Source organism: Vibrio sp. GJ43-1, assembly GCF_055808835.1.
The window spans coordinates 2,760,973-2,780,666 of sequence record NZ_CM147884.1; the positions used below are offsets into that span (position 1 = coordinate 2,760,973).

Genomic DNA, 19,694 nt, shown 5'->3' on the forward strand with positions numbered 1-19,694 from the left:
TTAACCTCTAGATTTAAGCTGATGGTTGGCAAGTGCGATCACCCACGGGCGGTGACCTTCTTTGCTGATAATTTCATTTCGAAGTCGAATTAGCGTCAAGGTGCCAAAAAAGAACGCAAAGCCCAAAATGTTCAATAATAATGGCCATAGCATGTCACTTGAAATCGACGGTTTGGCAAATTTAGTAATGGACGCCCCTTGATGAAGGGTGTTCCACCATTCAACAGAGAAGTGAATAATTGGCAAGTTCACCACGCCAACAATCGCTAAGATACCCGCCGCTTTCGCCGCTGTTTTCTGATCATCGAAAGCGTGATAAAGCGCGATAACACCAAGGTAAAGGAAAAGTAGAATAAGCTCTGACGTAAGACGCGCATCCCATACCCACCATGCACCCCACATGGGTTTACCCCATACGGCTCCGGTCAGAAGTGCAATAAAGGTAAATACCGCACCAATCGGCGCCATCGCGAGTGCTGCCATGCTGGACAGTTTCACTTGCCAAACCAAGCCAATAAAGGCGGCAATTGCCATTGACATGTAGACACCCATCGACCAAATTGCCGACGGCACATGGATATAGATAATCCTAAAACTGTCGCCTTGTTGGTAGTCCGAAGGTGCAAACGCGAGCCCCCAAACCGTACCAACTGATAAGCACACCAACGCGAGTGTGGCAAACCACGGTAATAAACGACCACATAATTGATAGGTGGTTTCAGATTTGGCATAAGGATGAAGCCATTTCCACATATTGTTTCTCACTCTTTAAAACGACATTACCGACATCACTTCTACGTGGCGACGCCTGTGTGATAGTTATTATATTCCAGTGGTGCTCTAGTTAACGCTCACTCTCAATGCCGCGCTTATGGCGAATGGTGTTAACGTCATCGCTCCCGCTAGCATCGCAGCAAGTAGCGCAAGTTGACCATTATACGCAACACCTAGTGATGCCGCATCAATCGCCGAGGTAGCAAATATTAGAATAGGGATATAAAGTGGTAACACGAGTAAACTTAACAGTACACCACCTTTTTGCAGTCCAACGGTGAGAGCAACACCAATGGCGCCAATAAAGCTCAATGTGGGCGTACCCACTAACAAGGTCAATACCACCGCTAACCACGTGTCAAAGTCCAACGACAATAAAATAGACAACAGCGGACTTATTAATATAAGCGGCAAGCCCGTAAGTAACCAGTGCGCAACTATTTTTGCCATCACCACCAAAGGTAATGGGATGGGCATCAGCATCATCTGCTCTAATGCCCCATCTTGAAAGTCGTCTTTAAACAGGCGCTCTAATGATAGTAACGCGGCAAGTAATGCGGCCACCCACACAATCCCTGCGGCAATGCGCGCTAAGAGATTCGGTTCAGGTCCAATACTCAGCGGAAACAAGGTAATAACGATAATAAAAAACCATAACGGGTTGAAAATATCGGCCTGACGTCGGAAAGCAATCAGCAGCTCTCGACGGACAATTTTCATCGTAGAAGCCAGCATACTACTCTCCAAGCTTAATTTTCTTAAGTTTAGGGTTGTCATTAAACATGTCTTGGTGAGTCGTTAGCATGACAATTCCGCCCTTATTCGCATGCGCTAAAAACAAATCTTCCAATACCTTAACACCTTGCTTATCAATCGCGGTTAATGGCTCATCCAAGATCCATAGTGGTTGTTCACTCAACCACAAACGCGCTAGCGCCACTCGACGCTGTTGTCCAGCAGAGAGCTGCGCAACAGGGACATCTTCCCTACCAGCAAGCCCCACCTGCATTAACGCATGGAATATTTGATCCGGTGTCGTAGTAGGAGCGTGAATTGACTGATAAAACTTCAGGTTTTCAAAGGCGGTTAACTCTCGTTTAACACCGGCTTGATGCCCAAGAAACAATAGATCTTGGTGATACTCTTCTCGGTTTGATTCGATGGTTTCACCATTCCAGCGAATTTCACCGTCTTCTCGATCACCTAATCCCGCCACTATACGCATTAAGGTCGTTTTTCCGGTTCCATTTCGACCTTCAATTTGCACTAGGTCTCCGGTTTGTAACGAAAATGATAAATTTTCGAACAATACGCGTTCATCTCGAATCGCGGTTAAATTTATGACTTCTAACATTCGTTTTTAGGCTGGGACGACAAGGCGTTCATCTTACCATAGCTGTATTATGACAATAGGATAATGATCAAACTCGCTTCACGAAACTTAAGCTCAAACACTAAACCTCTGTTATTTCTACCCTTAACTACCACCAAAGTAGTATTGGAATCCAGTCCTTACATTAAACTGACGAATAGAATAGCAGACCGCATCTTAACTACGAATGTGAAAACGTAAGAATTTATTAAGAATATAAAAAGAAATGAACAAGTGTATCTCTTTAATATCAATACACTTGTTAACAATTAGCGTGAGCGTTTAGCAGGTTGGTAACCCATCATTTGAGATCGAGTCGGCTGGGCTCTAGACTTGTTAAGTGGCGGCACTTTTTCTTTTCCTGCAATCTTATTTTGCAGTGACATCATCAACTCAGCTTCCGCTTTTGGAAGTTCGCACTCTTCAATCAACTCGTTAATATCAGCGCCAAGCTTGACCATTTTATTGGCGCGCGTATACAAGCGCCCGTCGCTATCAATGTTTTCTAACTCAACAACGCGTTCGGTCAAATGACGAATAATATCTTCTTGCTCGGAAATCTTTTGTCCCAAACCTACCAGCACAGAACGAACTTCTAACAGTTGCTTATTGCATTTATCCAGCTCTTTGTCAGCATGACGGATCTGCTGACGACTGGTATTCTTATGCACACTCAACTGACGATGAAGTTTCACTAGCCAGATAAGGATTACAACAAAAGCCACCACCCCTACCCAAAGTAGAGGTGATTGAAATGGGAAAGACTCAAGCATTATAGGTAAGCCATGTCATCCCACTCATCTTCAGAGAGCAGCTTATTCAAGTCAACTAGGATCAACAGTTTACCCTCACGATTACTGACACCTTGGATAAACTTAGCACTTTCATCGGTGCCAACACTTGGTGTGGTATCAATTTCTGAAGAACGCAAGTACACCACTTCCGCTACGCTGTCGACAAGAATACCAATAACTTGGCGCTCAGATTCGATCACAATAATACGAGTATTGTCAGTGATTTCACCTTGCATTAGACCAAATCTTGCACGCGTATCAATGACGGTGACAACGTTGCCACGCAGGTTAATAATACCCAATACGTAATCTGGCGCACCCGGAACCGCGCGCAATCTCAGTATAACGAAGTACTTCACGTACTTGCATTACATTGATGCCATACGTTTCTTCTTCTAACTGGAAGGTTACCCACTGCAACACTTCATCATTAGCTTGGTCTTTTCTTAGTTCTACATCCATCGTCTGAGACATAATTTTCCTCTCAATATGTAAACTGCGGCATTAACCGCAATTGCATCAATTCTTGTTATTGTACTGAATTAACATCTAATCCAGCATTTAGCATTCCAATTAGCTCCGACACATGAACTAGCGCACACATTTGCTCTTTCACCATGCCCGCTAACCAAGGGCGCTTGCCTGATTGTTCTCGCCACCTTACGGCTTCTGGCCGCAGTTGTTCGGTGCCTTTAAGCTCTGTCGATGCCAAGCCCCAATTACTTTCGCCTAACATGACAATGTACTCATATTGCGATTTGTACTCATCGTCGGTTAAGACATCGGGCATCACCCACTTCGCGGTATCCACCACATCGAGCTTACTATCTCTACTCGACTGTAAGCCGAGATACCAAGCTGGACGACCAATTAAGTGGCTTAACTCGCCCATTTTATGAATACCACCTAGCTCATCTAGCGGCACCGCAAACGTCATGCCATTAACGGCAAAGTACAATACTTGGAAATTTTCACTGCGCTCGGTGCTTTGCCACACCGTGGCATCTCCGCCACCAAAACTGGCTTGGTGAGGATCAATCACATTCTCTGTTGTGATAGTTTGCTCTGGTTCAGAAACCACGAGATCGCTATCGGTTTCACTAGTGACATCATAAACATCACTTGTCGCCTCAGGCACATGATCTGTTTCTGGTAATACCCAGTGTTGGATTTCTGACTCTGGCTGTATTAACTCAGGTTGCACAAGTTCAGACTGCTCTAGCTGCGGTTGCTCTAGATCCGACTGCTCTAGCTCTGACTGCAATAAAGGCTGAAGCACTTCAGGTGTATCAACTTCTGCCTGTGAACGCATACCATCAAACAACTTTTCAAGCTGTTGCAAATTAGGCGGTTCATCATAATCAACATCACGTCCATAATGCACGGAAGGTTCAATATGCATGCTAGGTTGAGCCTGAAACTCCATTTTGTCTATTGCTGCTGCTTCAACACAGGTTTCTTCTTTGGCACTATCATAATGTACGGTATCAAGCACTGGTGCCTGACACTCAGCTGAATTTGTATCAGCATGGCACTCCGTCAAATCGGCACTCGGCTCTGCATCGGCCGCGTTGTCAGTACACGCTATTTCAACGGAAGCGTTCTCGCTTGAACTCGTGCCACTTTGGGTGTGGCATTCACTCTCGTCTTCAGAAAAGTCACCCATGCCAAGTAACGAGTTAAAGTAATCATCAAGCGCTTGTTCGCTGGATAGCGGTGCTTCATCCATTGCCATCAATCGCTAGCCTCTCTAAATAGATGAGTAGTTGTTTATACGCAAACACACCGCGACTACCAGCAGCAAAATGCGATGCTGGTAAATGCTTAAGGCTGGCATCTCGAAATTTGGTATCAATAGGGACCGCCGAGCTCCAAACTTGGTCCGGGTAGTCTTGCTTTAATTGTGTCAACGTCTGCAGTGAGGCGCGTGTTCGCTTATCGTACATGGTTGGCACAATGGTCACTTTAAACGGGCGCTGGCGAGACTTTTGCATAATGGCCAAGGTTCTGACCATCCTTTCTAACCCTTTCATGGCTAAAAATTCCGTTTGAACTGGGATCAATATTCTATCGCTCGCCGCCAACGCATTCACCATCATGACACCAAGTATTGGTGGACAATCGATTAATACGTAGTCGTAGTGATCGCGCAGCGTCAACAGGGCTCGCTTAAGAATTAACCCCATGCCACTGCGATTTCCCATGACTCTGTCAAGGGTTGCGAGCGACATGTGCGCAGGAATCACATCAATATTGTCGATATTCGTTTCATGAACCAGAGCTTTTACTCGCGTCTCGGTAAACTCTTTCAACTGGAACAAGTCGAATAGACTCCGCGGTAGCGTATCGGAGTCCATCCCTAAGTACGTGGTAAGCGAAGCATGTGGATCGGTATCAATCAACAGCACTCGGTGACCTTTTTGCGCGAGTAAACCCGCCAACGTCACCGTGCTGGTTGTTTTTCCAACGCCACCTTTTTGGTTAGCAACACTCCATACAATCATGTTACTGCCTCTTTAACTCAACAAGAATACGCTCAGCTACTCGCTCTAACGGCAGGTTTTCTGTCGAAATCCCCGCTTTAGCAACGGCTTGAGGCATACCATAAACCACGCAACTTTCTTCATCTTGTGCCCACACCGTAGAGCTCAAGCACTTTTTAACATACGCGCTCCCTCACGACCATCAGCGCCCATGCCGGTTAAAATGACCGACAGCACTTTATCGTGATAAATCTTAGCGGCAGAACCGAATGTCACGTCTACACACGGCTTATAGTTCATCCGTTCTCCACCATCAATGATGCGTAATTTGGCACTTGACGGACGTCCTTCTAGCATCATTTGCATGCCACCAGGCGCAAGGTATGCAACACCCGGTTGCAATACATCACCATCGGCTGCTTCTTTTACCGTGATTTGGCACAGCGAATTGAGCCGCGCTGCGAATGCTGCGGTAAACGTTGCAGGCATATGTTGAACCAACAAAATAGGATGCGGATAGTTTCTAGGAAACTGCGTTAAAATCCGTTGCAATGCAACAGGCCCGCCAGTGGAAGTACCAATAGCCGTCAACTGATACGTCTTACCCGACGCGCGAAAGCGTGCTTGCAATGGCGTTTGAGCAGCAGCGCTGCTTGTTTTAGCCATTGCAGAGTCAGCAGGCTTATTTGATGCCATACGAGCGGAAGTATTCAGCGATGACGCACCTAACGTGCTAGAAGCCGCAGATGTAGATGTAGATGTAGATATAGATGCAGAGCTTGGTAACATTCTTGGTGAACGCGAAACCAGTGGTGTGCGGCGCATCATAGTCCGGCGGCTAGCAATCTGCTGCACGCGTTGTTGCAACAACGCGACCGCCTCATCTTTATTTCGTGCGATGTCTTCGAATTTCTTAGGGAGAAAGTCTAACGCTCCCGCCTCTAATGCATCTAACGTCGCTTTCGCACCATCATGCGTCAGCGATGAAAACATTAGTATGGGCGTCGGCTGTTTCGCCATGATTTCACGCACTGCTGAAATGCCATCCATCACCGAGCATTTCAATGTCCATAGTAATAACGTCTGGCTTGAGAGAAAGCGCTTTTTCAAGCGCTTCTTTGCCATTGACCGCCACATCGATTACTTCTAATCGGGGGGCGGCATTAATGATATCACTGACTCGACGACGAAAAAAACTTGAATCGTCTACTACTAACACTTTGATCGACATAGATTTCCTTATCAGATACGCGATGCTGCGGCGTACTGTTTAAGTAAATCAGGCACGTCCAAAATTAAAGCAATATGGCCATCACTGGTAATCGTTGCGCCCGCCATACCAGGCGTACCCTGCAATAACTTATCAAGCGGTTTAATCACCACTTCTTCTTGGCCAATGAGGGTATCAACAACAAAACCGACACGTTGACTACCGATTTGAACAATCACCACATGACCATGGCCTGTGCGTTGTTCCGCACGACCCGCATGGGAAGCTAGCCAGTTTTGTAAATAGAATAGCGGAATCGATTTGTCGCGAACGATAATCGTCAATTGCCCATCAACGACGTTAGTGCGACTTAAATCAAGGTGGAAGATCTCATTAACGCTCGCAAGCGGCAATGCAAATGGATTGCCGCCAACGCCTACCATCAAGGTGGGTAGAATCGCTAAAGTCAGCGGAACTTTGATGGTGATTTTAGTCCCCGTACCGAGCTCTGAATCAATATCAATAGAGCCGTTTAGGGTATTAATCGCGGTTTTTACCACATCCATCCCTACGCCGCGTCCAGAAATATCGGAGATTTTTTCCTTACTGGAAAAGCCCGGCATGAATATCAGATTAAAACACTCTTTGTTGGTCAGACGCGAAGCCGCATCTTCATCCATCATGCCACGTTTAACCGCAATTGCTCGCAGCTTATCCGGATCCATGCCACCGCCATCATCGACGATAGCCAGTTCAATATGGTCACCTTCTTGTGACGCAGACAAGGTAACGGTACCTGTGCGTGATTTGCCCGACTGCTCGCGCACATCTGGCATTTCAATCCCATGGTCAACCGAATTTCGAACTAAGTGAATCAGCGGATCCGCTAACGCTTCAACCAAATTCTTATCTAGATCCGTTTCTTCACCTTGCATCACTAATACGATGTCTTTGTTCAGACTACGCGCGAGGTCGCGAATCACGCGAGGAAAACGTCCAAAGACCTTCTTGATGGGCTGCATGCGGGTTTTCATTACCGCGCCTTGCAAGTCTGCTGTTACAACATCAAGATTAGAGACCGCTTTTGACATCTCTTCATCGTTGCTATTAAGGCCGAGGCTAACCAATCGGTTTCGAACCAACACCAACTCACCCACCATATTCATGATGGTATCGAGTGTAGACGTGTCCACGCGCACGCTGGCTTCTGCCTGTGGTTTTTTCACAGGCGTTGCTTTCGTTTCGCTATTTGCAGGCAGCTTCTTCTCTTGCATCGCTGGCGCTGAAATCGGCGCTGGATGAGAAGCAGGAGCCACACTGACTGCACGTTCAGTGCTCGATACCCCAGCTGGAGCGAGTTCAGCGGTAGACGCGGTAGACTCTTGTAACACGGAGACAGGTTTCGTCGCGGCTTCTAGCTCTTCTGGTGAAGGACCATTGCCCACACCATGCAGTTCATCCAGTAGCTTTTCAAACTCTTCGTCCGTCATCAAATCCCCACCTGAAGGCGGCGAAGCTGGAGAAGGGGTTGGTGTCGCAGTCGGGAGGACAGCAGGTTGAGACGAAGCATCACCTAATGATGGGCCTTTGCCGACACCATGAAGTTCATCCAACAGTTTTTCAAATTCATCATCGGTAATATCAGAAGAACTGGCGTTAGCCGCTTGCGGCGTTTTATCTACCGAAGTAACGGCGGCCGAAACTGGCTGAGAAGGCACGTTTTTTTCTGGTTAGGCGCAGCGCCTTTGCCGTGTAGTTCATCTAAAAGACGTTCGAATTCATCTTGAGTAATATCATCGATTGAGCCGCCTTGAGCATCAATCGACGTTGATTCAACAGCAGCAGGCTCACTAATAGCCTCAACAATCGGTGCCACTGGCGCGGCGGGTTGAGGCACCTCGATAGGTTCGTTGCTGGTCGCTGGTGAGCTAAGACAATGTAACGCTTCTAAAAGACCAGGATCGGCAGGCGTGATAGATTCAGAGTTTTGTACCGACTGAAACTGATGATTAATGGTATCCAATGCTTTAAGCATGGTATCCATTAGGTTTGCGTCAACGCCTCTTTGGCCATTTCGCAAAATATCAAACACATTCTCCGCACCATGGCAGGTATCCACAAGTTCGGTCAACGCTAAAAACCCTGCGCCACCTTTAACAGTATGAAAGCCTCTAAATATTGCATTGAGCAGATCTTTATCTTCAGGGTTATTCTCTAGCTCAACCAGTTGCTCGGACAACAGTTCAAGAATTTCACCCGCTTCCACTAGAAAGTCCTGAAGGATTTCTTCATCTAATTCGTAGCTCATAGTCCACCTCTAAAACCCAAGACTCGAAAGCAAATCATCGACTTCGTCTTGCGAGGAAACGGCATCCGTTCGCTCGTGAGGGTTAATAATGGGTCCCTCAACGCCAACTGGTGCCTGCTTTGGTTTTGTAGTTATTGATTGTTGTTCGTCACTGAACACTTTCAAAATTTCCACAAGCCTTGTTTCCACTTCACTCACTAATGTGATAACTCGGCGTATGATTTGTCCAGTAAGGTCTTGAAAGTCCTGCGCCATGAGGATATTAGTTAGCTGCGTTCGAAGTTCAGTGCTATCGCCCTCAACCTGAGTCAGTAAGTCATCAATCCGGTGACACAAATCTTTAAATGTTTGTAGCTCAACGCGTCCATGCATGAGTTCATTCCATTGTGGACGAACTTGTAGCAAGCACCCATGAAGGTTATCGGCCATTGGCAAGCAATGCTCAACCGCATCCATGGTCGTATTCGCTGAAACTTCGGTTTTATTAATCACGTATTCAAGACGATCGCGCGCTTCAGGAATTTCGTCATTGGCGATCTCGTTTAATCGAGTATCGATACTAAATTCGCTTAATGCGTCGTGTAGATCTCGCGTCAATGCTCCAACTTCTTGGAGCACCCGACTTTCACTACTGCCTTGAATCATCATGACTAGCTCATCCGCCTCTTGCTGCTTTTGCTCTTCAAGGAGCACAACAAGTTGCTTAGCTTGTTCCAATGAAATCATTCTGAAATAGCCACTTTGCTATGGGAGCGCGTTATAAACGCTCAAAAATTTTGTCTAATTTTTCTTTTAATGTTGCAGCAGTAAATGGTTTAACAATGTAGCCATTGACACCTGCTTGTGCCGCTTCAATGATCTGCTCGCGTTTTGCTTCTGCAGTGATCATTAGGACAGGTAAATGTTTTAACTCGTCATCTGCTCGAATGTGGCGAAGAAGATCGATACCTTGCATGCCTGGCATATTCCAGTCAGTCACCACAAAGTCGAAGTCGCCTTTTTTGAGCATAGGTAACGCTGTTAAACCATCATCAGCTTCAAGCGTGTTGCTAAAGCCCAAGTCGCGTAGAAGGTTTTTGACAATACGTCGCATTGTTGAAAAGTCGTCAACAATAAGGATTTTCATGTTTTTATTCAAAATTGCCTCCACTGAAAGCAAGATCAGTGATTATTAATTATTATCAGTCCAAGCGCTGAGCTTGGTTCGAAGACGCTGCATCGTTTGACTAAGTATTTGGCTAACGCGCGATTCGCTGACGCCTAATACTTCACCTATCTCCTTCAAATTCAACTCTTCGTCATAATACAGGGATAACGTTAAGGCTTCACGCTCAGGGAGCGTTTTTATCGATTCAATTAACGCTTCGCGAAATGCATCATCCGCGACGCCCTGAAATGGCGAATTGTCTTCATCGTCTGTTGCAACAGAAACAGAGTCCTCTGAAACGCCTAAATCTTCAATACCTACCAAACGAGAACAGCTTATATCTGTTAATGCACGATGGTATTGTGTCAAACTCATGCCTAAATGCTGGGCAACCTCTGCATCCGTTGGCTCTCGATTAAGCTCAACTTCTAGCAATGAGATGGCTTGCGAAATATCGCGACTGTTCTTGTGTACCGACCTAGGTACCCAATCACCACGACGAATATCATCCAACATGGCACCACGTATACGGATTCCTGCATACGTTTCAAAACTTGCACCCTTACTACCGTCGTAGTTTTTTTGTGCTTCAATCAAGCCGATCATGCTGGCTTGAATCAAATCTTCCACCAATACATTCGGCGGCAGTCGCCCAATTAAGTGGTGCGCAATTCGCTTCACTAATACTGAGTATTTCTCTAAGAAAGCTTGCTGACCGCTTAAATTGGCATGCTGGTCATAGGTCAAAGCTTTATTCACTAAACGGTTCCTCTAGTGCTGCAGGTCGATTTAGCAAGCGCTCGACGAAAAATTCTAGATGCCCACTAGGGACTTTAGGAATCGGCCAAGTTAGCGCTTTGTTTGCTAAAGAGTTTAAAGCTAACGCAGCAGGCGAGCGCGGAAACGCATCCACAACAATCTTCTGCCTTTTCACTGCTTGTCGCACTTTATCATCTAACGGGATACAAGCGACTAACTCAAGGCTCACATTGAGGAATCTCTCTGTGACTAGTGTCAATTTTGCGAATAATTCTCGGCCTTCTCGGTAGCTACGCACCATATTCGCCACAACTTTAAAGCGTTGAACCTGATGCTCTCGGCTCAATAACTTAATCAACGCATAGGCATCAGTAATCGATGTTGGTTCATCACACACCACCACAACCACATCTTGTGCCGCGCGAGAAAAACTCACCACCATGTCTGAAATACTAAGCAGCAGTATCTACTAGCAGGACATCCATCTCATCTTCTAACGTACCAAAGGCACGAATCAAACCGATATGTTGTGCATGGCTTAATTCTGTCATGCTTTGCGTGCCTGAGGTGGCAGGAATAATACGGATGCCGTGTGGACCTTCCACAATCGCATCTTGTAAATCGCATTCACCCGCTAGAACATGCCCTAAGTTTCTCTTAGCGCGAATTCCAAGCATTACGTCGACATTGGCCAGACCTAAGTCCGCATCCAAAACCATGACTTTTTTGCCCTGACGAGCCATACAAATCGCAAGCCCAAGTGTTACGTTAGACTTGCCCACACCACCTTTACCACCAGTAACCGAAATTACCTTTGTGTACGTTGGCTGAGTCAAACGTCTCAGTCCACTAGCTTGGTCATGTATCATGTTATTTGTCATATTCGCTTGCACCTAAACCCCCTCCATATCGCTGTTCCAGAAGTGGGGTTCATTCTCTGTCGACTTTTCAAGTAATTCGTTCGCTTTAGCGACCATGTATTTTGGCTGAGCGATAACAATATCTTCCGGGACTCGTTGCCCATTAGCGATATACGTTACTGGCAGCGCATTTTGCACTACAACACTGATAAACTCACCCAAACTCAATGATTCATCGAGCTTGGTCATGATGCAGCCCGAGAGAGGGATGCGTCTAAAGTGGTCAAGTGTTTCTTGTAACACTTGACGTTGTGCCGTAGCTAGGTAACACCAAGTAACTATTAATGATTTCACCGCTCTCTTGCATCAGAGTATCTAACTGCTCTGAAAGACGGACATCTCGTTGTCCCATACCTGCGGTATCAATTAAGACTAAGCGTCGGTTTCTCAACTGATATAATACATCGGCCAGTTCTTCAGAATCTTTAGCCACTCTTACCGGACAGCCCATAATTCTGCCATAAATGGACAATTGTTCATGAGCACCGATACGATAAGTATCCGTTGTAACAAGAGCGACATTGTCCGAGCCGTATTCCATCGCCGCTCGAGCCGCTAACTTGGCGACCGTCGTGGTTTTTCCAACACCCGTTGGTCCCAGCAAAGCAACAATGCCACCTTGGCGTAAGATATCTTGCTTACTGATCACTACCTGATCAGAGACTAGCGCAAGTAATGCCTTCCAAGCTTTTTGTGGCGGCGTATCTTCTGGAATATAGCAAGCAAGTTGATCCGCTAATTCTGGTGAAATACCCATCCGCTCTAAGCGTTTGATCAGCATGGCTCGCAGAGGTTCTCTACGTTCGACTTCTTGCCACATCAGCCCAGAGACTTGGTGCTCTAATAAACGTCGAATAGAAGACATATCTTCTTTCATCGACTCTAACTCTTCGCCAATTTTTCCGTCGCGCTTGCTCGAAGAAGAATAGTGGCTTGAAGACGTCTGATTCGATGGCGAACGCTCTGACGAGGATTGCCCCGATGTGAAATGATTAGGCGTGTGGCGTTGCATTACTGCACGCGGGTCGGATTCTCGCTCGCCGTAAGAGCGCGATGACGAAGAATAAGGCGCGCTTCGTTCCTCTCCCGCTCTATCACGGTTCTCGTGCGATTCACGGCGATTGTCTTGAGTATATTGGTAACGGTCGCTACTTTGGTAAGCCGAACTCATTGATTGAGTTCGCTCAGACTGTCGTTCTAGCAGGGCTGACAACGAATCAGTCGGCTTCGCAGCTTGAACTTGGGTATTAGAATCAGAACCACCACGATAGTTTTTCAGCATATTTGCAAAGCGATCGCTAACCGAAGGGGTACTGGCATTACCACGTTGATTCAAGCTGACATGATCATCTTTTAATTCACGCTCACCTGAATACCCAGATTGAGTAGACGGCGTAAATTGGTGATAATGCCTTGTTGCTCATTTGACGTGGTGCAGCTTGATTACCATCGCCATCAATCGCGGCAACGATTTCAACGCCACCCGCCACTTTTTTATTTGACATGATGACCGCCTCTGCGCCAAGTTCTTCTTTAACTTGGAGCAAGGCTTGTCGCATATCTCTGGCAAAAAATCGTTTAATTTTCAACGGTCACATCCATTTTCCATACTACGGCGTTAGTGAATAGCAAGTCGCTATTCAGAGCGATTGAATACCATCGCCTATTATCTCTATCAACTAACCAATACTATCGACTAATCAATACTAACTACTCATTAATTTCCAACCGCCTGTACGATTCGTATTTGTTTTTCATCAGGTATTTCTTGGTAAGACAACACTCGTAAATTTGGAATCGTGTTTTTGACAAATTTAGCTAACGTCGAACGAAGTACGCCCGATGTGAGCAATACGGCTGCCTCACCTTTTAATTCTTGTTCTTGGGTGGCTTGTGTTAACGATGCTTGTAATCGTTCGGCTAAGCCAGGCTCAATACCCGCTGACTCACCACCCGCTGCTTGCATAGTTTGATGCAATATTTGTTCCAATTCTGGGATTAAGGTAATAACTGGCAATTCTGGCTCTATACCATTGATCTCTTGAACAATTAGTCGCTTAAGTGCAATACGCACAGCGGCAGTCAACACGTCAGGTTCTTGACTCTTTGATGAATATTCAGCCAATGTCTGGACTATGGTGCGGATATCTCGAATTGGAATCGCTTCATGAAGTAGGTTTTGCAACACCTTAACCATGGTACCCAATGGTAATTGTTCCGGCACAAAGTCTTCAACCAACTTGGGTGCACTGCGACCCAATAGCTCAAGTAAGTTTTGTACTTCTTCATGGCCCAACAGCTGCGCTGCGTTATTCGTTAACAACTGGCTCAAATGTGTGGCGAGCACTGTGGATGAATCTACAACGGTGTAACCAAGCGCTTGAGCGTGCTCTTTCTGCGCTTCTTGTATCCACACCGCTTCTAGACCAAACGCTGGATCAATGGTTGGCTCACCATCAATCAGCCCATATACCTGACCTGGGTTGATCGCCAGCTCTTGGTCTGGGCGGATTTCTGCCTCACCTACCGCCACGCCCATTAGCGTAATACGGTAGGAGTTTGGGGTCAGCTCCAAGTTGTCTCTAATGTGTACCGCGGGAATAAGGAAACCAAAGTCTTGGGAAAGCTTTTTACGTACCCCTTTGACTCGCTCCAGTAATTCGCCGCCTTGATCTCTATCGACAAGCGGGATCAAGCGGTAGCCGACCTCTAGTCCAATCACGTCAACCGGATGAACGTCATCCCACGACAGCTCTTTTGGTGGCGCTGATGGGTCTTTAGGTTGTAATTCTGCTGAGCAAGTTTTTCTGCTCTTCCGCTTTCTTCTGTTTACGCGTCATCCAGTACGCCCCGCCGCCCGCTAGGACCGCTAACAGTAGAAAGGCAAAATGTGGCATGCCCGGTACAATACCCATCACAAACATAATACCAGAGGTGATCATTAGCGCTTTGGGGTTATCAAACAGTTGGAAAACAACCTGTTGCCCCATATCTTCGTCAGTATTTTGACGCGTGACCATAATTGCCGCTGCAATAGACAGTAACAGCGATGGGATTTGTGCAACCAAACCATCACCAATAGTTAAGAGCGTGTAAATTTGTAACGCTTCACCAAAACCCAGTGAATGCTGCATCATACCGATGCTCAAACCACCAACGATATTAAGAAACAGGATCAAGATACTAGCAATGGCGTCCCCTTTTACAAACTTCGAGGCACCATCCATCGAACCGTAAAAGTCCGCTTCTTTAGTCACTTCAAAGCGACGTGTGCGGGCTTGGTCTTGATCAATGAGTCCGGCGTTTAAATCCGCATCAATGGCCATTTGTTTGCCGGGTAACGCATCCAAGGTAAAACGCGCGCTCACTTCTGAGATACGCCCTGCACCTTTGGTTACCACCATGAAGTTAATGATCATCAAGATCATAAACACCACAAGACCCACTGCGTAGTTACCACCAATCACCACGTTACCAAACGCTTCAATCACGTTACCTGCCGCGCCGCTACCTTCGTGACCATAAAGCAATACCACTCGCGTTGAGGCAACGTTAAGCGCCAAACGCAGCAATGTCGCAATCAGTAGTACAGTAGGAAACGCCGCAAAGTCCAGTGGACGACGGGTATAAACAGACACCAGCAACACCACCATCGCCAAGGCAATATTGAAGGTAAAAAAGAGATCGAGCAGCAACGCAGGGATGGGCAATATAATCATTGCCAGTGCAGCGAGAACCATAATTGGCGCGCCGACAGCAGGTAAAGCCCGATTTGGAATCGTCGGGAGTTTGTCGGCAAATGGTAAGGTTAATTTCATTACAACTACATCACTGCGGGTGGCACATAGCGCGCCATAATTAAAATATTAGATCTGTATCATGCAAGAAGCATACCTATAGACAGCCAATTTTTTGACACCCCATAAAGGCTGTACCATTGCGTCGGAAGGCAGCCATTAATATCGCATCTCTTTCGGTATCGTAATCTGGTCATTTTGCAGTGTCGGTCGCTGCCCGCCTTTTTTACGATATTGCTTTAATTGATACACGTAAGCAAGAATCTGCGCCACGGCGGCAAATAAGCTATCTGGGATCTCTTGTTCTAATTCCGATGTGTGGTACAGCGCACGAGCAAGGGGGGAGATGGCACAATATAAATATTATGTTCACGGGCAACTTCACGTATTTTCAAGGCCATATGATCAATCCCCTTTGCGACCACAATGGGGGCTTTATCCTGACCTTGTTTATATCGAAGTGCGACAGAGAAATGTTCTGGGTTGGTAATAATAACGTCTGCCTCTGGGACTTCCGCCATCATTCTTCGTTGTGCCGCTTCACGCTGAAGCATACGAATACGGCCTTTTACTTCCGGTTTACCTTCCGTATCTTTAAACTCATCTTTGACTTCTTGCTTAGTCATTTTGAGTTGTTCGGCATGCTGCCAAATTTGAAAGGGCACATCTATCGCCACCACAATCAATAACGTGGTACTGATCAGCAATATAAAATTGAGCAGAATATCCAACGCATGGAAAATGTTTTGTGGAAAGACCTCAACACTTAGTTGAAATAAGTCAGCACGTGATGCGTTAACTAAATAAAAAGCCATCCCCGCAACCAGTGATACTTTGAGAATGGATTTAATCAGTTCGACCCAACTTTGCATGCCGACCATGCGCTTTAGACCGCTGAGTGGATTCATTTTAGACAGTTTTGGCATCGCCGCTTCTGCCGAAAAGCTAATACCGCCAACACCAGCCGCGCCTACTAATGCAGCAAGAAACAAAACAAACAAAATCAGAATTAACGGCAGAACAAGCCCAGATAACACGCCCATGATGATGTCAAATAGCACAGTGTGATCGTAAATTTCTTCCCGTGATAGGGTGAAAAATCGACTCATGGTATTAAAAAGTGCTTTGGCTAGCCCTTCACCAAACATCATCAGGGACAGAGCCCCTACCATCAGCACTGATACAGACGCCAGCTCTTTCGATCTCGCAACCTGGCCTTTTTCACGCGCCTGCTTTAACCGCTGGGGCGTGGCGTCTTCTGTGCGTTCTTGTCCATCTGACTCAGCCAAGTCTGCCCCCTTTCGTCATGAGTAAGCTCATACTAATAATCACGCCAGTGCCAATCATCGTGTTCAACATGCTAAACGAATCAAGCGACATACTTGCCCCTCAACTTCTAGCCAGTACAGTTGATAATGGCTATACAGCCCGGCGAGCATATACCAACAAATCATCAAGCCCACTACCAGTGCAAACGTAAAGCCCAATGCAAAAATATTCAGTTGCGGGGCGGCTCTAGTCATCACACCAAACGACAAGTTAACCGTGAGTAGCGCAATAATCCCGGCAATCGCCATACTCAATGCCGTTTTGAACATTAAGCTTAGCCAGCCTGCCATCTCTCGAAAATCAACCGTAGTCAGTTGACCACTGCCAATGGGCAAAGTTTTAAAACTCATCACAACCAATTGAATCATTTTAAGATGACCATCGGTTGCCAAAAAGAACATAGTCGCCAAAAACATAAACAACTGACCTAACAGCGGTGTGCTTTGTCCATTGGCAGGATCCACCATAGAGGCAAAACCTAGACTCGATTGCATGCCGAGTATCTGCCCGAGCATAACAAAGGTCTGCACCATAAAAATGGTCACCATGCCCATCGAGATACCAATGATCATTTGCTCTGCAACAATCAAGAAGCCTTGGAATGAGAACAGCTCAATGTTTTGTGGGACCGCAGGTAATGTTGGCATCACCGCGAGAGTGAGGGCTAAACCAAGAAACAGACGAATTCTAGGTGAAACAAAATTGGCCCCTGTTACCGACATGACCATTAACATGGACGATATTCGCACATAAGGCCAAAAATAATTAGCTAGCCATTCAATCACCGTGCTCGTTGGGTATTCCATGCTCGGCGTTACCAAAGAACCTGAGGGATTCGTTCGATGATCTCATAAAAAAACTCCATCATCATTTGCGTCCCCCAATGAGCGAACCCCATCAAAACCAGTAATGTCACCACAAGCCTAGGAAGGAAACTCAACGTTTGTTCGTTGATCGAGGTAGCGGCTTGGAATATCGCCACCACTAAGCCAACCAATAAGCTTGGTACTACGATGGCGCAAACCAGTAGCAATACCATCCACAGAGCATCACGAAACAGTTCAACAAACAGCTCAGGCGTCATCTTAATTACTCCAGCTACAACGCAAAGCCGTATAGGCCAAGGTTGATAGAATCAAATTCCAACCATCAACTAAGACAAACAACATAAGTTTAAACGGAAGTGACACAATCATTGGCGACAACATCATCATACCCATTGCCATCAGGACCGACGCTACCACCAAGTCTATGATTAAAAATGGGAGGAACAGCATAAAGCCAATTTGGAACGCGGTTTTCAGCTCAGACGTGATGAATGCCGGAATCAAGACGGCAAGGGACACATCTTCTGGATTTTGCGCGGTGGAACCTGACATGTGTACGAAGGTTTCTAAGTCTTTAACGCGAGTTTGTTTCAGCATGAAATCCTTCATTGGGCCTTGTGCTTGGTCAAAGGCTTGTTTGGCTGAAATCTCTTCATTCAAATAAGGCTGAATTGCCTCATCATTCACCTTACTCAGCACAAGCGACATAATGAATAAGGTTAAAAACATGGCGATACCAATAATCACTTGGTTAGAAGGCGTTTGCTGTAAACCCATCGCTTGTCTAAGAATCGACATGACCACAACGATACGAGTAAATGACGTCATTAAGATGACCATGGCAGGCAAGAAGCCAAGCATGGTCATCAAGGCTAGAATTTGTAAGTTTACCGAATAATCTTCGCTGCCATCCGCATTGGTCTTCATGGTGAAGGCAGGAATACCTGGCCCAGACGCAAAACCACTCGCCGTTGAGCTTCCCGCCGCCCCTTGGTCGCTCTGCATCGCCGAAACCGTTACACCACTGTCTAGTGCTACACCGCTCGTCACTGGCGTCGCTAACGCCTCTTCAGCTGCGCATATTGGTGCAAAAATAAGGAGCAGACAAAGGCACGCTCCGCGCAGTATCGTCATCATGCTAACCTTGTTTTTTCATCAATTTGGATAACTGAGCCGCAAAAGCAGGCTGGGTGCTTTCTTCCTGTGTCAGTGGCGTCTCCAGTTTAGAAATCAACTGTATGGATTGCGCGGTGATACCAACAAGAAATTGTTCATCTCCCGCTTCCACTATCGCGATACGCTCTTTTGTCCCAACAGGGATTTGTCGCACAATTTTGAGCCCTTGCTGATTGATCATTGACGGTACTTTCATCCGTTTAAGCAACCAAGCCAGTCCCAAAATCACCATCACAACCAGTACAAGAGCCCCCAGTGTGGCGGCAAGATCAAACGGAGATTCTCCACCAGCGAGCTGAGTAGGCGCTTGCGAAGCCTGCGCAGAGGCAGACAATAGCAAGGAGGTAACCACTATCGAATTGAGTATTTTCATGCTTAACGTAACTTTTTAATGCGCTCGGTTTGGCTTATGACGTCGGTAAGACGAATACCAAATTTATCATTGACGACAACCACTTCTCCGTGGGCAATGAGAGTACCATTGACCATTACGTCCAATGACTCCCCCGCGATACGATCCAATTCAACCACCGACCCTTGGTTCAATTGCAGTAAGTTACGAATACTGATTTGCGAACGCCCTACTTCCATTGAAATAGTCACAGGAATGTCCATGATGGTATCGAGCTTGCGGCGCTCATCTTCGGAAATTGGCGTCGAGGAATCTTGCAGCTCATCCAAAGGCGCGGCAAGCACTTCATCTACGTCAATATCGGGGGCCATTGGATCTTCTCCAAGTGCGGCTGCCCATTCATCTGCTAACTTTTGGTCGTCTGTAATGCCCATAACTTTTTACAC

The 19,694-nt window shown here is 46.4% G+C and carries 15 protein-coding genes and 7 pseudogenes; all 22 read right to left on the reverse strand.

The window, feature by feature from the left end:
- Positions 1-753, reverse strand: coding sequence for a heme ABC transporter permease (locus AC0L66_RS13160; protein ID WP_265676153.1), 753 nt, complete (start codon positions 751-753; stop codon positions 1-3).
- 87 nt (positions 754-840) lie between these two features.
- The gene (gene ccmB, locus AC0L66_RS13165; RefSeq protein ID WP_265676154.1) at positions 841-1,509 is read right to left on the reverse strand and encodes a heme exporter protein CcmB; all 669 of its coding nucleotides are present in this window, start codon (positions 1,507-1,509) and stop codon (positions 841-843) included.
- Position 1,510: 1 nt separating this feature from the next.
- Complete coding sequence (ccmA, locus tag AC0L66_RS13170; RefSeq protein WP_473567616.1) at positions 1,511-2,128, reverse strand: cytochrome c biogenesis heme-transporting ATPase CcmA; 618 nt, start codon at positions 2,126-2,128, stop codon at positions 1,511-1,513.
- Positions 2,129-2,415: 287 nt separating this feature from the next.
- Positions 2,416-2,919: a DUF2802 domain-containing protein gene (locus AC0L66_RS13175; protein WP_473567617.1), complete on the reverse strand. Its 504-nt coding sequence runs from the start codon at positions 2,917-2,919 to the stop codon at positions 2,416-2,418.
- A pseudogene (locus tag AC0L66_RS13180) lies at positions 2,919-3,414 on the reverse strand (chemotaxis protein CheW). Before AC0L66_RS13180 ends, AC0L66_RS13175 begins: the two are co-directional and overlap by 1 nt.
- Positions 3,415-3,469: 55 nt before the next feature.
- Positions 3,470-4,675, reverse strand: a complete 1,206-nt coding sequence (locus tag AC0L66_RS13185) for a chemotaxis protein CheW (protein ID WP_473567618.1) — start codon at positions 4,673-4,675, stop codon at positions 3,470-3,472.
- Positions 4,662-5,444, reverse strand: coding sequence for a ParA family protein (locus AC0L66_RS13190; RefSeq protein ID WP_265676158.1), 783 nt, complete (start codon positions 5,442-5,444; stop codon positions 4,662-4,664). Before AC0L66_RS13190 ends, AC0L66_RS13185 begins: the two co-directional genes overlap by 14 nt.
- 1 nt (position 5,445) lies before the next feature.
- Positions 5,446-6,654: pseudogene (locus tag AC0L66_RS13195) on the reverse strand (protein-glutamate methylesterase/protein-glutamine glutaminase).
- Between the two features lie 11 nt (positions 6,655-6,665).
- Positions 6,666-8,941, reverse strand: a pseudogene (locus tag AC0L66_RS13200) (chemotaxis protein CheA).
- 9 nt (positions 8,942-8,950) lie between these two features.
- Positions 8,951-9,667 carry a protein phosphatase CheZ gene (locus tag AC0L66_RS13205; protein WP_265676162.1) on the reverse strand — a complete coding sequence of 239 codons (717 nt, stop codon included), beginning with the start codon at positions 9,665-9,667 and terminating at the stop codon, positions 8,951-8,953.
- A 31-nt stretch (positions 9,668-9,698) separates the two neighbouring features.
- The gene (gene cheY, locus AC0L66_RS13210; RefSeq protein ID WP_096995504.1) at positions 9,699-10,067 is read right to left on the reverse strand and encodes a chemotaxis response regulator CheY; all 369 of its coding nucleotides are present in this window, start codon (positions 10,065-10,067) and stop codon (positions 9,699-9,701) included.
- 45 nt (positions 10,068-10,112) lie between these two features.
- Positions 10,113-10,847: an RNA polymerase sigma factor FliA gene (locus AC0L66_RS13215; RefSeq protein ID WP_473567620.1), complete on the reverse strand. Its 735-nt coding sequence runs from the start codon at positions 10,845-10,847 to the stop codon at positions 10,113-10,115.
- Positions 10,840-11,728 (reverse strand): annotated as a pseudogene (locus tag AC0L66_RS13220) (MinD/ParA family protein). Before AC0L66_RS13220 ends, AC0L66_RS13215 begins: the two are co-directional and overlap by 8 nt.
- 12 nt (positions 11,729-11,740) lie before the next feature.
- The gene (locus AC0L66_RS13225; RefSeq protein WP_473567621.1) at positions 11,741-12,061 is read right to left on the reverse strand and encodes a hypothetical protein; all 321 of its coding nucleotides are present in this window, start codon (positions 12,059-12,061) and stop codon (positions 11,741-11,743) included.
- Positions 11,991-13,356 (reverse strand): annotated as a pseudogene (gene flhF, locus AC0L66_RS13230) (flagellar biosynthesis protein FlhF); the annotation flags it as partial. The pseudogene flhF and the gene AC0L66_RS13225, both read right to left, overlap by 71 nt.
- Positions 13,357-13,484: 128 nt before the next feature.
- Positions 13,485-15,585 (reverse strand): annotated as a pseudogene (gene flhA / locus AC0L66_RS13235) (flagellar biosynthesis protein FlhA).
- Positions 15,586-15,723: 138 nt separating this feature from the next.
- Positions 15,724-16,853, reverse strand: a pseudogene (gene flhB / locus AC0L66_RS13240) (flagellar biosynthesis protein FlhB).
- Positions 16,854-16,916: 63 nt separating this feature from the next.
- Positions 16,917-17,699, reverse strand: a complete 783-nt coding sequence (gene fliR, locus AC0L66_RS13245; RefSeq protein WP_265676169.1) for a flagellar biosynthetic protein FliR — start codon at positions 17,697-17,699, stop codon at positions 16,917-16,919.
- 8 nt (positions 17,700-17,707) lie between these two features.
- Entirely contained in the window at positions 17,708-17,977 is a 270-nt protein-coding gene (gene fliQ, locus AC0L66_RS13250; protein ID WP_250616851.1) for a flagellar biosynthesis protein FliQ, read from the reverse strand.
- Between the two features lies 1 nt (position 17,978).
- On the reverse strand, positions 17,979-18,857 hold the full coding sequence (fliP, locus tag AC0L66_RS13255) for a flagellar type III secretion system pore protein FliP (RefSeq protein ID WP_473567622.1): 879 nt from the start codon (positions 18,855-18,857) through the stop codon (positions 17,979-17,981).
- Position 18,858: 1 nt separating this feature from the next.
- Complete coding sequence (fliO, locus tag AC0L66_RS13260) at positions 18,859-19,269, reverse strand: flagellar biosynthetic protein FliO (RefSeq protein WP_265676171.1); 411 nt, start codon at positions 19,267-19,269, stop codon at positions 18,859-18,861.
- A gap of 2 nt (positions 19,270-19,271) precedes the next feature.
- Positions 19,272-19,682 (reverse strand): flagellar motor switch protein FliN, encoded by a 411-nt coding sequence (gene fliN, locus AC0L66_RS13265; RefSeq protein WP_265676172.1) that lies wholly within the window; start codon positions 19,680-19,682, stop codon positions 19,272-19,274.
- Positions 19,683-19,694: the final 12 nt, after the last annotated feature.

What these genes read in the sequence shown, in the direction of transcription:
- AC0L66_RS13160 (WP_265676153.1), bottom strand. Translation starts at nt 753, where the DNA reads ATGTGGAAATGGCTTCATCCTTATGCCAAATCTGAAACCACCTATCAA.
- ccmB (WP_265676154.1), bottom strand. Translation starts at nt 1,509, where the DNA reads ATGCTGGCTTCTACGATGAAAATTGTCCGTCGAGAGCTGCTGATTGCT.
- ccmA (WP_473567616.1), bottom strand. Translation starts at nt 2,128, where the DNA reads ATGTTAGAAGTCATAAATTTAACCGCGATTCGAGATGAACGCGTATTG.
- AC0L66_RS13175 (WP_473567617.1), bottom strand. Translation starts at nt 2,919, where the DNA reads ATGCTTGAGTCTTTCCCATTTCAATCACCTCTACTTTGGGTAGGGGTG.
- AC0L66_RS13185 (WP_473567618.1), bottom strand. Translation starts at nt 4,675, where the DNA reads ATGGCAATGGATGAAGCACCGCTATCCAGCGAACAAGCGCTTGATGAT.
- AC0L66_RS13190 (WP_265676158.1), bottom strand. Translation starts at nt 5,444, where the DNA reads ATGATTGTATGGAGTGTTGCTAACCAAAAAGGTGGCGTTGGAAAAACA.
- AC0L66_RS13205 (WP_265676162.1), bottom strand. Translation starts at nt 9,667, where the DNA reads ATGATTTCATTGGAACAAGCTAAGCAACTTGTTGTGCTCCTTGAAGAG.
- cheY (WP_096995504.1), bottom strand. Translation starts at nt 10,067, where the DNA reads ATGAAAATCCTTATTGTTGACGACTTTTCAACAATGCGACGTATTGTC.
- fliR (WP_265676169.1), bottom strand. Translation starts at nt 17,699, where the DNA reads ATGGAATACCCAACGAGCACGGTGATTGAATGGCTAGCTAATTATTTT.
- fliQ (WP_250616851.1), bottom strand. Translation starts at nt 17,977, where the DNA reads ATGACGCCTGAGCTGTTTGTTGAACTGTTTCGTGATGCTCTGTGGATG.
- fliP (WP_473567622.1), bottom strand. Translation starts at nt 18,857, where the DNA reads ATGATGACGATACTGCGCGGAGCGTGCCTTTGTCTGCTCCTTATTTTT.
- fliO (WP_265676171.1), bottom strand. Translation starts at nt 19,269, where the DNA reads ATGAAAATACTCAATTCGATAGTGGTTACCTCCTTGCTATTGTCTGCC.
- fliN (WP_265676172.1), bottom strand. Translation starts at nt 19,682, where the DNA reads ATGGGCATTACAGACGACCAAAAGTTAGCAGATGAATGGGCAGCCGCA.